This is a genomic window from Streptomyces sp. NPDC051136, assembly GCF_044455745.1.
GTDB lineage: Bacteria > Actinomycetota > Actinomycetes > Streptomycetales > Streptomycetaceae > Streptomyces.
Genome location: NZ_JBITFE010000014.1, coordinates 45,925 through 60,603, shown reverse-complemented (window position 1 = coordinate 60,603; position 14,679 = coordinate 45,925). Strand labels below are relative to the sequence as shown.

Sequence of the window (14,679 nt, the reverse complement as noted above, 5' to 3'; positions counted from 1 at the left end):
GGGAACAGGGGTGTCGGTGATCACGTTTCACGCGCCCCGCTGGTCCCACACCCGGCGGATCTTGCCGAGCGAGCGCTCCAGCGTCTCCGGCTCGACGACCTCCACCTCGACGGTGACGCCCACACCGTCCTTGACGCCCTGTCCGATCGCCCTCGCGGCGGCCGCGCGCTGCTCGGGACCGGCGTCGGGGCGGGCCTCGACGCGTACGGTCATGTGGTCCATGCGGCCGCGCTCGGTGAGCCGGATCTGGAAGTGCGGGGCGACGCCGGGAGTCCGCAGCACGATCTCCTCGACCTGGGTGGGGAAGACGTTCACCCCGCGCAGGATGATCATGTCGTCGCAGCGGCCGGTGACCTTCTGCATCCGGCGGAAGGCGGGACGCGCGGTGCCGGGCAGCAGCCGGGTCAGGTCGCGCGTGCGGTAACGGACGACCGGGAGCGCCTCCTTGGTGAGCGAGGTGAAGACGACCTCCCCTTCCGCTCCCTCCGGCAGCACGGCGTCCGTGAGCGGGTCCACCACCTCGGGGTAGAAGTGGTCCTCCCAGATGTGCAGCCCGTCCTTGGTCTCGACGCACTCCTGTGCCACACCGGGGCCGATCACCTCCGACAGGCCGTAGATGTCGACGGCGTGGATGTCCATGCGCTCCTCGATCTCACGCCGCATCTCCTCGGTCCACGGCTCGGCTCCGAAGATGCCGACCTCCAGGGAGGTGCTGCGCGGATCGACGCCCTGCCGCTCGAACTCGTCGAGCAGGGTGAGCATGTAGGACGGGGTCACCATGATGATCTCGGGCCGGAAGTCCTGGATGATCTGCACCTGGCGTGCGGTCATGCCGCCGGAGGCCGGGATCACCGTGCACCCGGCGCGCTCGGCGCCGTAGTGCGCGCCGAGTCCGCCGGTGAACAGGCCGTAGCCGTACGAGATGTGCACCTTGTGGCCGGGGCGGCCGCCGGCGGCGCGGATCGAACGGGCAATGACGTCCGCCCACATGGACAGGTCGTCGTCCGTGTATCCGACGACGGTGGCGCGGCCGGTGGTGCCGCTGGAGGCGTGCACGCGCCGCACGTCGGACATCGGCACGGCGAACATCCCGAAGGGATAGGTGTCCCGCAGGTCCGCCTTGGTGGTGAAGGGGAACCGGGCCAGGTCCGCGAGGCTGCGGCAGTCCTCGGGCGTGACCCCGGCGGCGTCGAACTTCTTGCGGTACAGCTCCACGTTGTCGTAGGCGTGCCGCAGGGTCGCGCGCAGGCGGTCGAGCTGGAGCTCCTGCAGCTGCTCACGGGTCAGGCGCTCGGCCTCGTCCCGGAGGCCATGGGGGAGGGGCGCGCCCCGCCGGGGTGCCGGGGCCGCCCCGCTCGTCGGCTCGCTGCTGCTCATCGCGACTCCTTCGTCGTCGTGCCCGGCGTCTCGCGCGCCGTGTCGTCCCGCCTGCCGCGGCCCGGTCCGTCCGTCCGCGTGCCGCGGCCGCCCTCGCCGGCCTCGGCGCCGTGACCGCCGCCGGCCCGCACGCTGCGGCTGCGGCCGCGGAACTCCGCGATCAGTTCCTCGCCGCGCCGCACGCTCACGTCGTAGATCCCGCTGCGTCCGTAGCGGGAGCGCTCCTCGGCGCGGGCGACGAGCACGTCGCCCTCGTGCGCGGGGGCGACGAAGACGATGTCGGCGCCGGCCGCGACGGTCACCGGACCGTGGCTGTTGCAGGCGCAGGCGAAGGCGGTGTCGGCCAGCAGGAACAGGAAGCCGCCGTGGGCGATCCGGTGTCCGTTCACCATCGTCGGGGTCACGGTCATGCGGAGCACGGCCGTCCCCTCGCCGTGCTCGACCAGCTCGATGCCCAGCCCTCGGGAGGCCTGGTCCGCGGCGAACATCACCTCCGCCGGGGTCCGCCCAGTGGCCTGTGTCACCCTGCCCACCACCCTGTCTCCCGACCGACCATTCGGTTAGCTCGCGGCTGGGCCACGTTATCCAGCCGTGCCGCGGCGCTGTCAAGAGTGTGACCGGCGGCTCCCGGCTCTTGCCCGGCGCGCGGAAACCGGTCACACTGGTACCGAACGAATGGTCGGTTGGGAAGCTGGTGACGATGACCACGACACACGCCGAGGCCCCGCCCCCGGAGACGCCGGACGGACTCCAGGAGCACTTCGACGCGACGATCGCGCGCGACCAGCGGGTCGAGCCGCGGGACTGGATGCCCGACGGCTACCGCAAGACGCTGATCCGGCAGATCGCGCAGCACGCGCACTCGGAGATCATCGGCATGCAGCCCGAGGGCGAGTGGATCACCCGGGCCCCGTCGCTGCGGCGCAAGGCGATCCTGTTCGCCAAGGTCCAGGACGAGGCCGGGCACGGGCTCTACCTGTACTCGGCGGCCGAGACGCTCGGCGCGGACCGTGACGACCTCACCAAGCGGCTGATCGAGGGACGCCAGAAGTACTCGTCGATCTTCAACTACCCGACCCTCAGCTTCGCCGACGTCGGCGTGATCGGCTGGTTCGTGGACGGCGCCGCGATCTGCAACCAGGTGCCGCTGTGCCGCAGCTCCTACGGGCCCTACGCGCGCGCGATGGTGCGCATCTGCAAGGAGGAGTCCTTCCACCAGCGGCAGGGGTACGAGCTGCTGATGACGATGATGCGCGGCACCGAAGCCCAGCGCGAGATGGTCCAGGACGCGGTGAACCGCTGGTGGTGGCCGTCCCTGATGATGTTCGGCCCGCCCGACGACGCGTCGCCCAACTCGGCGCGCTCCATGGCCTGGAAGATCAAGCGGCACAGCAACGACGAGCTGCGCCGCCGCTTCGTCGACATGACCGTTCCGCAGGCCGAGAAGCTCGGCGTCACCCTGCCCGACCCGGAGCTGCGCCGGAACGAGGAGACGGGTCACCACGACTTCGGCACCCCGGACTGGGACGAGCTGATGCGGGTCATCAAGGGCGACGGCCCGTGCAACGAGCAGCGGACGCAGCGGCGGCGGACCGCACACGAGGAGGGCGCCTGGGTGCGCGAGGCGGCCACCGCCCACGCCGCCAAGCAGGCCGCCCGCGCGCGGAAGGGAGCGGCGGCATGACCCCCGAGCAGTCCGACCAGCGGGGCTGGCCGCTGTACGAGGTGTTCGTGCGCGGCAAGCGCGGCCTCAACCACGTGCACGTCGGCTCGCTGCACGCCGCCGACGACGCCATGGCCCTCACCCACGCCCGTGACCTCTACACCCGGCGCAACGAGGGCGTGAGCATCTGGGTGGTGCGCTCCGAGCACATCGCCGCCTCCACCCGCGACGAGAAGGACCCCTTCTTCGCGCCCAGCGCCGACAAGGTCTACCGCCACCCGACCTTCTACGACATCCCCGACGACGTCCCCCACATCTAGGAGCAGGGCATGAGTGACGACCACGTCTACCTCACCCTGGCCGAGGGGCACGAGGACGACACCCGCTGGGCCTACGGCACCGGCTTCGAGGACCCGCTGCACGGCGTCGACACCACCGTGCCCGAGGGTGTCGACGCCGGTGCGCTGGCCGCGCAGTGCGTCGCGCTCGCCGACGACGCCCTGGTGAGCGCCCAGCGGCTGGCCGAGTGGGTGACCCGGGCGCCGGAGCTGGAGGAGGAGGTGGCGCTGGCCAACATCGGCCTCGACCTCCTCGGCCAGGCCCGTCTGCTGTACTCCCGCGCGGGCCAGGCCGACGGCACCGGCCGCGGCGAGGACGCCTACGCCTACTTCCGCGACGCCGGTGACTTCCGCAACGTCCGCCTGGCCGAGCTGCCGTGCGGGGACTTCGCGTTCGCCGTCGTGCGGCTGCTGGTCCTCTCCAGCTGGCGTCTGGCCCACTTCCGGCGGCTGGAGGCCCACCCGGACCCGGTGCTCTCCGCGGTCGCCGCCAAGGGCGTCAAGGAGCTGACGTACCACCGCCAGTACGCCGCCGAGTGGTGCGTGCGGCTGGGCGACGGCACGCGGGAGTCGCACCGCCGGATGCGCGCCGCGCTCGACGAGGTCGCGCCCTACCTCGGCGAACTGCACACCGCGTACGACGTGCGGGACGAGGTCGCCGAGGACCTGCGCCAGGTCACGGAGGCGGCCGGGCTGACCCTGCCGGTGTACCGCCCGCTGCCCGGCTCGGGACGCGCCGGTGAGCACACCGGCCACCTGGCGCCGCTCCTGGCCGAGTTGCAGAGCGTCGCCCGCGCCCACCCGGAGGCGACATGGTGACCGGCGGCCCCGCACTCCTGGACGCCCACCGGGCCCGGCGCGTCGCCGAGCAGGTGCCCGACCCCGAGCTGCCCATGCTGACCCTCGCCGACCTCGGCGTCCTGCGCGGCGTCGAGGTCGGCGGGGACGGCACCGTGGTCGCGAGCCTGACCCCGACCTACTCGGGCTGTCCGGCCATGGCCGAGATGCGGGCGGACGTCGCCGCGCGGCTGCGGGAGGCGGGGTATCCGCGCGTCGAGATCCGCACCGTCCTGGACCCGCCCTGGACCAGCGACTGGATCACCGAGGCGGGCCGCCGCAAGCTCGCCGAGCACGGCATCGCCCCACCAGGGGCCGCGCCCCGCGGCCCGGTCTCCCTGGTCCTGTCGCCCACCCGGCCCGCGGTGCCCTGCCCCCGCTGCGGTGCGGCGGACACCGAGGAGACCTCCCGCTTCGCCGCCACGTCCTGCAAGGCGCTGTGGCGCTGCCGGGTCTGCCGCGAGCCGTTCGAGTACGTCAAGGAGATCTGATGGCCCCGACCGCCCCCGTCCCGGTGGCCCCGGCGCGCACCCGCCGCCGGCCCGCCTTCCACTCCCTGCGCGTCGCCGCCGTCGAGCGGCTGTGCGCGGACGCCGCGGCCGTGAGCTTCGAGATCCCGGACGAGCTGGCCGAGGAGTTCGCCTTCGCGCCCGGTCAGTCGCTCACCCTGCGGCGCGAGGTGGACGGCCGCGACGAGCGCCGCTCGTACTCGATCTGCGCACCGGCCGGCGCGGTACCGCGCATCGGGGTCCGGGTGGTGCCCGGCGGACTCTTCTCGGCGTGGCTGGTCGGCGAGGTGCGGCCGGGCGACACCGTGGAGGTGATGGCGCCCACCGGCCTGTTCACCCCCGACCTGACCGTCCCCGGCCACCACGTCCTGATCGCCGCCGGATCGGGCATCACCCCGATGGTGTCCATCGCCGAGTCGGTGCTCGCAGCCGACGACCGCTCCCGCGTCACCCTCTTCTACGGCAACCGCCGCACCGACACGGTGATGTTCGCCGACGAGCTGGCCGACCTGAAGGACCTCCACCCGACCCGGTTCCACCTGGCCCACGTGCTCTCGCGCGAGCCCCGGGAGGCCGAGGTGCTCTCCGGCCGCCTGGACGCCGAAAGGCTCTCGGCGCTGGTCGGCTCCCTGGTGGACGTGCCGGCCGCCGACCACTGGTGGCTGTGCGGCCCGCAGGGGATGGTCGCCGACGCACAGCAGGTCCTGACCGGACTCGGCGTCCCGGCCGAGCGCGTCCACCGGGAGCTGTTCTACGCCGACGACGAACCCGTGCGGGAGGTGCGCCACGAGGAGAGCGGCCCGCAGGGGCCCGTCAGCGAGGTCACCGTCGTCCTGGACGGCCGCTCGACGACCGCGCCGGTCCCCCGGGAGCGGTCGGTCCTCGACGGGGCCCAGCAGACCCGCCCCGACCTGCCCTTCGCCTGCAAGGGCGGGGTCTGCGGAACCTGCCGGGCCCTGGTCACCGACGGCAGCGTCGACATGCGCCGCAACTACGCCCTCGAAGCAGCCGAGGTCGACGCGGGCTACGTCCTGACCTGCCAGTCGTACCCGGTCTCCGACAGGCTGACCGTGGACTACGACAGCTGACGGGAGGTCACCCCTGCCCGCTCAGGCGGGATTGTCGCCGTGGGTGAGGGTCTCCCAGGCGACGAAGAGGTTGTCCGTGCCGGAGGGGCGGGTGCGCACGGTGAGCGCCTCGGTGTTGTCCATGGCGAAACCGAGGCGGTTGTGCAGGGCGTTGTAACCGACCTCGGTCACCGGGCCGAGGCCGAGGTGGAGCGCGCCCCCGCACAGCCAGCTCGGCACGCCCGCGCCCTGCTGGTACTTCGCCTGGAAGCCCAGCGCGTGCCGCAGCCGCTCGCCGACGTCGGTGCCGTACAGGTCCTGCCCCTGGATCCGGCTGGTCTCGGCGACGTGCGAGATCGACGCGATGCCGTACCCGGTGTGGGTGAAGTCCCGGCAGGTCTCCTGGGTGAGGCCGGTGACGAAGGTGGACTGGCCCTGCCAGTACTTGACGATCTTGTCCCGGGTGTCGAGGTGCTGGCTCGGCACGGTCTTGGGCAGGTCTCCGTCGGAGTCCAGGTACACGTACGCGGCCGTGCGGGTGCGGAACCTGGCCATGGCCTTGTCGTAGGAGGCCCTGTCCTCCAGGAAGACGGAGATGCCGACGGCGGCCTCCGTCATCGTCAGCTCCCAGTTGCCGTTGGAGTTGGAGCCGTTGATGATCTCCGGCAGGTAGACGTCGCGGAGCATCGCGGCGAAGCGGCCGGAGTTCGTCCAGGTGCCCCCGTACGTGTACTTGATGATCTCCGCGGCCTTGGGCCAGGAGGAGCCGGCCCACCCGGTCTGCAGCGGGGCGTTGCTGTTGGTGTGGTCCCGGAGCACGGCGGACCAGGCGTCCATCAGCTCGATGGACTTGCGGGCGTAGCGCTCGTCGCGGGTGACGTACCAGGCCAGCGCGTTGGTGTAGGCCGCGATCGCGTCCTCGCGCTCGTCGGTGCAGCCGTAGTTCGGGTTGGAGTACGAGCCGCACTCGACCACCGCGCGCGGCTTCGGGACGCGGCCGAGGTCGGCGTACCTGCTGGCCGTCATCTGGTCGAAGGCGCCCTTCCAGGGCTGGGCCCCGGCCTGGACCTTGGCCCGGACGAAGTCGAGCTGGCTTCGGGAGACGGTGACTCCGGGGTGCGTGAAGGCGGCCGGCGCGGCGTCCGCGCGAGGAGTGACCGCACCGGGCCCGGCCAGCAGGGTGCCGACGAGCGCGGCGGTGAGGGTGGCGAGGAGGACGGCGCGGGAGCGGCGGCAACGGCGTGCGGGAGCAGAGGACATGTGGGGGGTCCATCCGTTCGTCTATGTGAACGCTGAGTGTTGTTCTGAACGTTCGACTGGGCGGTGACGATAGGTAGAGACCAATGGGGCGTCAAGAGGTCACGCACGGACCGGGCGATCCTCCGGCCGGCGGACCGCGGCGCGGGCGAACACTATGAACGCAACGGCCGAAGGGGTGGCTCCGGCTCCGCGGGCTTCCTAACATCCCGGCTCGCAGCGCGACTTCGCGCCGGCCGCAGCACAGCACCACGGACAGGAGCCGCACCTTGACCGCACCCCACGCCCCCGCGCACGACCACCGGCCCACCCGCCGCAGGGGCCGCCCGGCGGTGGTGGCCGCCGCGCTCGCCACCGTCCTGCTCGCCACCCTCGGCGGTGTCTCGGCCGCCCCGGCGCGGGCCGCCGGACAGGGCGGGCCGGGACGCCCGGTGCCCGCCGCCTGCCCGTCCGCCCTCGCCGGAAAGGCCACCTGTTACACGGGCCAGGACACCAACGGGGCCCACTACACGATGGCCGTGCCCCACCGGTGGAACGGTTCCCTCGTCGTCCACGCCCACGGCGGCCCCGACCTGGGCGACGCCTCCGACCCGGCGCGCAGCACCGAGGACCTGGAGCGCTGGGCGGTGATGGTCGACCAGGGGTACGCCTGGGCCGCCTCCTCCTACCGGCGCGGTGGCTACGGGGCCCGCATGGCGGCCGCGGACACCGAGAACGTACGCCGCCTGTTCACCGAGCGGTTCGGCCGGCCGGAACACACCTACCTGCACGGCCAGTCCTGGGGCGGGAACGTGGCCGCCAAGGCCGCCGAGACCTACGGCCGGCGTGCGGGCGCCTACGACGGGGTGCTGCTGACGAACGGGGTGCTCGGCGGCGGTTCGCGAGGCTACGACTACCGCGTGGACCTGCGCGTCGTCTACCAGTACTACTGCCACAACCACCCGCGTCCGACCGAGCCGCAGTACCCGCTGTGGCAGGGACTGCGCCCCGGCTCCACCATGACGACCGCGGGCCTGCGCGCCCGCCTCCAGGAATGCACGGGCTACGCCTCCGCCCCGGCCGACCGGACCCCGCCGCAGCAGCGCAACCTCGACGACATCCTCGCCGTCACGGGCATCCCCGAGCGCACCCTGGAGTCACACCTGCGGTTCGCCACCTTCACGTTCCGGGACATCGTGACCGACCGGCTCGGCGGGCGGAACCCGTGGAGCAACCGGGGGGTGCGCTACACGGGCTCGCACGACGACGAGGCGCTCAACGCGGGCGTCGAACGCTTCTCGGCCGACGCCGCCGCACGCCGTGACCTGTCCTGGGACAGCGATCTCACCGGCAAGGTCTCCCTGCCCGTGCTCACCCTGCACGCCATCGACGACCCGACGGCGTTCGTGGAGCACGAGGCGGCCTACCGCGCCACGCTCCGCGGGGCCGGCCGGGACGGGAGCCTCGTCCAGACCTTCACGGCCGAGCACGAGCACAGCTCGCTGAGCGACTCCGAGTACGCCAACTCCCTCGCCGCGCTGGACACCTGGGTGCGCACCGGCCGCCGGCCGAGCCCGCGTTCGATCGCCGCCTCCTGCGCCGCCTTCGACGCGACCTACGGTGCGGGATGCTTCTACGACCCCGGCTTCCGCCCCGGACCGTACGCCTCGCGGGTGCGGCCCCGGCCGGGCGGCCTCGCCTGGCCCGCCATGACGGCCGCGCAGGAGCGGGCCTGGAGCAGGATCGAGGGCGTGGGCATCGCGCCGTAGGCGGCACGGCCCGGTGGAGGGCCGTCGCCTAGCGGCCCTCCGCCTCCGTCAGTACCGCCCGGATCACATGGCGGGCGTTGCCGGCCATCGCGGGGTTTGTCTCCCGGTAGTACGGCAGGGCGATCAGTGCTTGGGAGAGGGTGCGACCCCGGCCGCGCCGCCAGGTCGCCCCGTCCACACCGAGCGCCTCGCGGAAGGTCTCCCGCGCGCCGGGCGGCAGCAGGTTCCACGCCGGGAAGAGGTCGCAGGCCGGATCGCCCACGCCCATGCACCCGAAGTCGATCACCCCGGCCAGCCTGCCGCCGCTCAGCAGCAGGTTGCCCGGCATCAGGTCCGCGTGCAGCCAGCGGGCCCGTCCGTCCCACGCCGGGGCGCCCAGTGCGTCCTGCCACACCTCGGTCAGCGCGTCGCAGTCGGCGCCCTCCTCGGGCAGGTCGCGCAGGACGGCGAGGGCGGCCCGGGTCGGCTCGTCGAGCGTGGCGAGCGGCCCACCGCGGTACGCCTTCGGCGGGTCCGGCAGGGCGACGCTGCGCATCGCCGCCACGAAGGCGGCCAGGTCCGCGGCGAGCGACTCCGGGTCGGTCAGGGCCCCGGCCTCGGGGAGTTCGCCGGGCAGCCACCGGTAGACCGACCAGGGCCACGGGTAGCCCTCGGCCGGCACCCCGGCCCCGAGCACCTCGGGCACGGCGGTGGGCAGCAGGGGTGCCAGCCGGGGCAGCCACTCCCGTTCCGTCGTCACGTCCGCGACCCCGCCCCGGACCAGCGGCAGCCGTACGACCATGGTCTCGCCCAGCCGGTACATCGCGTTGACCGTGCCGCCCGAGGGGAAACGCTCGACCGGCAGCCCCGACCACTGCGGGAACTGCCCGTCGACGAGCCGCCGTACGAGGCGGTCGTCGACGTCTTGGGTGTCACGAGCGGCCTGGCCTGAACTCATGGTCCCCATCCGACCGTTCGGGACGGCCGGCCGTCAAACGCTTACCCGGCCGGCGCTGCCCGACGGCCGGTCTCAGACGCCGAACTCCGAGGGCGGGACGCCGAGCGCGGTGCACGCCTCGCGAATGGCGTGCTGCTCGGACGGCTCGAAAGTGCCGTCGGCACCGGCGACGACCATGCCGGTCTGCACGACCGCGCGTGCCTCCGCGGGCTTCTTGGCGGCCTTGGCGATCACCTGGAGGGCCTCGGCCCTGCCCTGGTCGAAGTTGGCGAGGAGCCAGTCCACGTGCTGGTTGAACCGCTGGCGGAGCTGGTCCGCCGGAAAGTTCTGCAGCACCTCGTTGGAGACGATCAGCTCCTCCACGCGCTGCCGCTCGGAGGGCTCCACCCGGCCGTCCGCGGCGGCGACCAGCGCGCACATGGCCATGCTGGCGTCCCGGTAGGCGCCGCTCTTCAGCTCGTTCTTGGCCGAGGCGAGCTGGGACTTGAACATCCCGATCAGCTGGGCCTTGGAACCGCCCGACGACGAACCGGGCCTGCCGCCGCTCACGGGTCCGTGCGCTCCCTGACCGGATCCGCTCGCTCCGCGAGTGCCCTGGGACTGCTGGAAGGTCTTGGCCTGGTCCTTGATCTTGTCCCACATCGCCACTCGTGCCACCTCGGCTTCTGTCGCTGCGTATCGGTCTGACTCGGTCTTCCCTCGGCCGCGCACCACCGCGGTCACCACGATGAACGCGCCCGGGGACCACAGGGTTCCCGACGGGCAAAGAAAAGGCAAAGCGTCTGGTGGGGAGGGCGTGGAGGGCGTGCCGAGCCTCCGACCCGGGCCGGGCCGCCGCCGTGGGCCCGCGGTCTACCCGTACACGACCCGGTCGAGGAGGCTCTGCAGATACAGGCCGCGTCCGGCGTCCACCGGCGTCGGTGTGCCGCTGCGGACGGCCGTCGCGAAGTCGTGGCGCAGGACGGGCCAGCACTCCTCGTGGTCGAGCCCGGCCGTGTCGTAGACCAGGGGCTCGGCCGCGCCGAAGAGTTCGACGCGGGTCTGCGCGCGGGGGACGGCCACGGAACCGGACAGCGAGGCCTGGCTCACCGCGCCGTTCTCGTGCGCACAGGTCAGTTCCAGCCAGCGGCGTGGGTCGCCGGTGGCGCGGATGTCGGTGACGGGGCCGACGGCGGCGTCCAGCAGGTCGAGCAGATGGGGGCCGAGGTCGAGCAGGGCGCCGTGCTCGAGGCGCCAGCCGGTGGCGAACTCGCCGCCCAGGAAGGCGCCGTGGAGGTAGCAGGAGCGCGCTCCCACCGCCTCGAAGGAGCGGGCCGCTTCGAGGAAGGCCCGGGTGGCCGGGTGGTAGCGCTTGGTCAGGACGAGCTGGGAGACCACACCGGACTCGGCCACCGCGTCGGCCACCCGGCGGGCCGCCGCCAGGTCCGGGCCGAGCGGCTTCTCCAGCAGCAGGGCCCTGCCGCGTTTCGCCGCCGCCGGCGCCAGTTCGGCCTGGACGGCGGGCGGCACGGCGAACGCCACGGCCTCGCAGCGGTCCAGCAACTCCTCGAAGGAGTCGGCGACATGGGTGGCGTAGGGGGCGGCGGTCTCGCGGGCGGCCTCGGTACGGCGGGCCCACACGGCGGCGAGCCGGGTCTCGGGTCCGGCGGCGAGCACCCGGGCGTGCATGGCGCGGGCCCAGGGGCCGGCTCCCACGAGCCCGACCTCGACGGGCCGGTCGGTCCAGGGGGCGGGGACAGCGGTCACGGTGTTCCTGTCTTCGAAGGTCTCCCGGGGCCCGTCGGGGGGCGACGGGCGGCGGTCAGGAGGCGAGGCGTTCCAGCCGGGCGTCGGCGCCGGCGGGGGAGTAGAGGTGCTCCACGACCATGGCGGCGGCCCCGACGAGGCCCGCGTGGTCGCCCAGGCGCGAGGTGACGACCTGGAGGTTGGCGGTCGCGCGGGGCATCGCCCGCTGGTAGACCAGCTCCCGCACGCCGGTGAGGAAGGGCACGCCGGACAGCTCTCCGGCGATCATGAGCACCCCGGGGTTGAGCAGGGTCACCACGGTCACCAGGACCTCGCCCACCCGGCGACCCGCCTCACGTGCCAGCCGGACCGCGTCGGGGTGGCCCTCGTTGAGGAGCCGCCTGACGTCCTGCCCGGACGCGGTGTCCAGACCGAGGGCGGCCAGCTCCTTGGCGATCGCCCGCCCACTGGCGACGGCCGCGAGGCAGCCGTGGGAGCCGCACATGCACAGCGCGTCGGACCGGTCGTGCAGGCGGATGTGCCCGATGTCGCCCGCTCCGCCGTCGATGCCGCGGTAGAGCCGGTCGCCGATGACGACGCCGGCGCCGATGCCGGTGGACACCTTCAGCAGCACGAAGGAGGCGCAGTCACGGTGGTTGGCCTGATGCTCGGCCAGCGCCATCAGGTTGGCGTCGTTGTCCACCAGGACCGGCACGGCCTCGGCGGCCTCGGGCTCCAGGCCGAGACGGGCCGCGTACGCCGTGTGGAGCCGCTCCCGGATGGGGTAGCGGTCCCAGCCGGGCATGATGGGCGGTTCGATCACCCGTCCCGACTCCCAGTCGACCGGGCCGGGCACCGACAGACCGATGCCCGCCACGTGGGACGCCGGGACACCGGCCGCGGCGATCAGGTCGGGGAACCAGTCGGCCAGCCGGTCCAGGACGGGCTCGGGACCCTCGCCGACGTCCATCGGGCCGGTGTGCTCGGCCAGGATGTTGCCGGCCAGGTCGAGCACGGCGGCGCGGGCGTGCCGGGTCTCCAGGTCGAAGGCGATGACCGAGGCGTGGCCCGGGTCGAACACGATCCGGTGGGAGGGACGGCCGCCGGTGGAGGCGCCCGCGGTGGCGCGCAGCCAGCCGGCGCGGTTGAGCAGGTCGAGGCGCTGTCCGACGGTGGACCGGGAGAGCCCGGTCACCTGCTGGAGGTCGGCCCGGGTGTTGGCGCGGCCGCTGCGGATGAGGTGCAGCAGCTCGCCCGCGCTGGCCTGACTCGACGTCATCATGGTGTCCCCCGCAGCTCAGCTCTTGTCGGCGCCGCTGGTCAGCCCCTCGGTGAGCAGGCGTTCGGCGGCGAAGAACAGAAGTACCACGGGGATCGTGAGTACCACGGAACCGGCCATGAGGACGGTCTTGGGCACCTCGATGCCGTTGGACAGCTGGGCCAGGCCCAGGGAGACGGTCCAACTGCCCGGGTCGGCGGCCAGGAACAGCAGCGCGAAGAGGAACTCGTTCCAGGCGATCATGAAGACGTACAGGCCGGTCGCCATCAGCGAGGGCAGGGCCAGCGGCAGGATCACCTTGCGGACGGTCTGCAGCCGGGAGCAGCCGTCGAGCGCCGCCGCCTCCTCGATGGAGGCGGGGATGGTGACGAGGTAGTTCTTCAGCATGTAGATCGACACGGGCACGGTCTGCGCGACGTACACGACGGCGAGGCCGACCAGGCTGGAGGAGAGGCCGAGCTTCGCGAAGATCACGAAGAGCGGGACGGCCAGCAGCGTCGCCGGGAACAGGTAGACCGCCAGGAAGAGGGCGCTGACCTGGCGGTGGCCGAAGAATTTCAGCCGGCTCACCGCGTAGGCGCCGGGCACGGCCGCCACGAGGGTCAGCACCACCGTGCCGAGCGAGACCAGCGCGGAGTTGAGCAGGAACTTCAGGAAGCCCTGGCCGCCGTCGTCGGTGGAGCGCAGCACGTCCCGGTAGGTGGAGAGGGTGAAGTCCTTGGCCGACACCCACAGGGAGCCGGGGTCGAGCAGGAGCGCGTCGATGGGCTTCAACGACAGCAGCACCATGTAGTAGAAGGGCAGCAGGGTGATCACGGCGAGGAACGCGATGACGAACCAGCGTGCGACGCCGAAGAATTTCTCCTCGAACCGTGCCCTGGTCAGGGCCGTCTTGCCGGTCACGCTTCCTCCTGGACCTTGTTGCCGAAGAACTTGAAGTAGAAGCCCAGCAGGATCATCAGCGAGACGGCCAGGACGAGCGCCTGGGCGGCGGCCGCTCCCACGTCGTAGCGGGCGGTGAGGAAGTCGTAGACGCGCACGGCGGCCACGTCGGTGCCGGCGCCGCCGCCGGTGAGCAGGTAGACGTCGTCGAACTTGTTGAACGTCATGATGAAGCGCAGCACGCACAGCAGCGCGATCACCGGCATCAGCTGGGGCAGCAGGACGTGCCGGAACCGCTGGGTGGGCGTGGCGCCGTCGACCAGCGCGGCCTCCTCCAGGGTGTCGGGCACCGCCTGCAGCCGGGCCAGGATGAAGAGGAAGGCGAAGGGGAAGTAGCGCCAGCACTCGAAGACGATGACGGTCAGCAGCGCCAGCGGGACGTCGAAGTGCATCCCCAGCAGGTCGACCTCGTACTCCCGGGTCGACAGGAAGGCGATCGGGTCGTCCCACCCGAACAGCCGCCGGCCCCAGTCGTTGACGACGCCGTACTGCGGGCTGAGCGCGACCTCCCAGACGAAGGCCACGGCCACGACCGGCGCGACGTACGGCAGCAGCATCGCCGCGCGCAGCAGCCCGCGCCCCCTGAACGGCTTGCGCAGGGCGAGCGCGGCGACCAGACCGAGGAGCACGGAGCCGAACGTGGCGCCCGCCGTGTACAGCAGGGTGGTGCCGAGGCTGGACCAGAAGCCGGCCGAGTCGAACACCTGGGAGAAGTTGTCCAGGGACCAGTTGCCGAACAGGCCCATGCCCTGGATGTCGACGAGCCTGGCCTTCTGGAAGGCCAGCAGCACGGTCCAGGCGATGGGCAGCACCACCACGACGAGGACCACGAGGAAGGTGGGGGAGACGAACGCGAGGCCCGCGCGGTTGGCGCGCCGGCTCGCGGTCAGCGGGCGGCGGCCCGGGGAGGCGGACCGGTCCGTGGACGGATCCGCCGACCGGTGGCTGGTGTCCCGGCGCTGCGGCGCGCCGGCGGGGGCTGTGGGCATGAGAGACCTTC

15 protein-coding genes are annotated in these 14,679 nt (G+C 72.7%); 6 read left to right on the top strand and 9 right to left on the bottom strand.

Features of this window, described 5'->3' with window-relative positions:
• Window positions 1-27: 27 nt before the first annotated feature.
• Both paaK and paaI read right to left on the bottom strand, forming a co-directional pair.
• Window positions 28-1,377: a phenylacetate--CoA ligase PaaK gene (gene paaK, locus ACIBCJ_RS32650; RefSeq protein WP_362509176.1), complete on the bottom strand. Its 1,350-nt coding sequence runs from the start codon at window positions 1,375-1,377 to the stop codon at window positions 28-30.
• Window positions 1,374-1,901 (bottom strand): hydroxyphenylacetyl-CoA thioesterase PaaI, encoded by a 528-nt coding sequence (paaI, locus tag ACIBCJ_RS32645; protein WP_365981342.1) that lies wholly within the window; start codon window positions 1,899-1,901, stop codon window positions 1,374-1,376. The genes paaK and paaI overlap by 4 nt, the downstream gene beginning before the upstream one ends.
• A gap of 176 nt (window positions 1,902-2,077) precedes the next feature.
• On the opposite strand from paaI, the gene paaA reads away from it, so the two are divergent.
• Genes paaA through paaE form a run of 5 tightly spaced genes read left to right on the top strand, consistent with a single transcriptional unit; the run spans window position 2,078 to window position 5,812 of the window.
• Window positions 2,078-3,061: a 1,2-phenylacetyl-CoA epoxidase subunit PaaA gene (gene paaA / locus ACIBCJ_RS32640; RefSeq protein ID WP_362509170.1), complete on the top strand. Its 984-nt coding sequence runs from the start codon at window positions 2,078-2,080 to the stop codon at window positions 3,059-3,061.
• Window positions 3,058-3,360 carry a 1,2-phenylacetyl-CoA epoxidase subunit PaaB gene (gene paaB / locus ACIBCJ_RS32635; protein WP_362104954.1) on the top strand — a complete coding sequence of 101 codons (303 nt, stop codon included), beginning with the start codon at window positions 3,058-3,060 and terminating at the stop codon, window positions 3,358-3,360. The genes paaA and paaB overlap by 4 nt, the downstream gene beginning before the upstream one ends.
• Window positions 3,361-3,369: 9 nt before the next feature.
• Complete coding sequence (gene paaC, locus ACIBCJ_RS32630) at window positions 3,370-4,197, top strand: 1,2-phenylacetyl-CoA epoxidase subunit PaaC (protein WP_362509164.1); 828 nt, start codon at window positions 3,370-3,372, stop codon at window positions 4,195-4,197.
• On the top strand, window positions 4,191-4,706 hold the full coding sequence (gene paaD, locus ACIBCJ_RS32625) for a 1,2-phenylacetyl-CoA epoxidase subunit PaaD (RefSeq protein ID WP_166662087.1): 516 nt from the start codon (window positions 4,191-4,193) through the stop codon (window positions 4,704-4,706). The genes paaC and paaD overlap by 7 nt, the downstream gene beginning before the upstream one ends.
• A complete protein-coding gene (gene paaE, locus ACIBCJ_RS32620; RefSeq protein WP_362509161.1) occupies window positions 4,706-5,812 on the top strand; it encodes a 1,2-phenylacetyl-CoA epoxidase subunit PaaE in 1,107 nt (368 codons plus the stop codon). Before paaD ends, paaE begins: the two co-directional genes overlap by 1 nt.
• A 21-nt stretch (window positions 5,813-5,833) precedes the next feature.
• Here the strand turns inward: paaE and ACIBCJ_RS32615 are convergent, their stop codons facing one another.
• The gene (locus ACIBCJ_RS32615) at window positions 5,834-7,051 is read right to left on the bottom strand and encodes an alginate lyase family protein (RefSeq protein WP_365981341.1); all 1,218 of its coding nucleotides are present in this window, start codon (window positions 7,049-7,051) and stop codon (window positions 5,834-5,836) included.
• Window positions 7,052-7,317: 266 nt separating this feature from the next.
• Here ACIBCJ_RS32615 and ACIBCJ_RS32610 point away from each other — a divergent pair, with 266 nt between their 5' ends.
• A complete protein-coding gene (locus ACIBCJ_RS32610) occupies window positions 7,318-8,796 on the top strand; it encodes a DUF6351 family protein (RefSeq protein ID WP_362509155.1) in 1,479 nt (492 codons plus the stop codon).
• Window positions 8,797-8,824: 28 nt separating this feature from the next.
• On the opposite strand, the gene ACIBCJ_RS32605 is transcribed toward ACIBCJ_RS32610, so the two are convergent.
• The 6 genes from ACIBCJ_RS32605 to ACIBCJ_RS32580 form a co-directional block, all read right to left on the bottom strand.
• Entirely contained in the window at window positions 8,825-9,733 is a 909-nt protein-coding gene (locus ACIBCJ_RS32605; protein ID WP_365981340.1) for an aminoglycoside phosphotransferase family protein, read from the bottom strand.
• A gap of 72 nt (window positions 9,734-9,805) precedes the next feature.
• Window positions 9,806-10,381, bottom strand: a complete 576-nt coding sequence (locus tag ACIBCJ_RS32600) for a TerB family tellurite resistance protein (protein WP_365981339.1) — start codon at window positions 10,379-10,381, stop codon at window positions 9,806-9,808.
• A 204-nt stretch (window positions 10,382-10,585) separates the two neighbouring features.
• A complete protein-coding gene (locus ACIBCJ_RS32595; RefSeq protein WP_365981338.1) occupies window positions 10,586-11,479 on the bottom strand; it encodes a Gfo/Idh/MocA family oxidoreductase in 894 nt (297 codons plus the stop codon).
• 55 nt (window positions 11,480-11,534) lie between these two features.
• Window positions 11,535-12,737: an ROK family protein gene (locus ACIBCJ_RS32590; protein WP_362105044.1), complete on the bottom strand. Its 1,203-nt coding sequence runs from the start codon at window positions 12,735-12,737 to the stop codon at window positions 11,535-11,537.
• 18 nt (window positions 12,738-12,755) lie between these two features.
• A complete protein-coding gene (locus ACIBCJ_RS32585) occupies window positions 12,756-13,640 on the bottom strand; it encodes a carbohydrate ABC transporter permease (protein WP_362104928.1) in 885 nt (294 codons plus the stop codon).
• Window positions 13,637-14,668, bottom strand: a complete 1,032-nt coding sequence (locus ACIBCJ_RS32580; RefSeq protein ID WP_362104925.1) for a sugar ABC transporter permease — start codon at window positions 14,666-14,668, stop codon at window positions 13,637-13,639. Before ACIBCJ_RS32580 ends, ACIBCJ_RS32585 begins: the two co-directional genes overlap by 4 nt.
• Window positions 14,669-14,679: the final 11 nt, after the last annotated feature.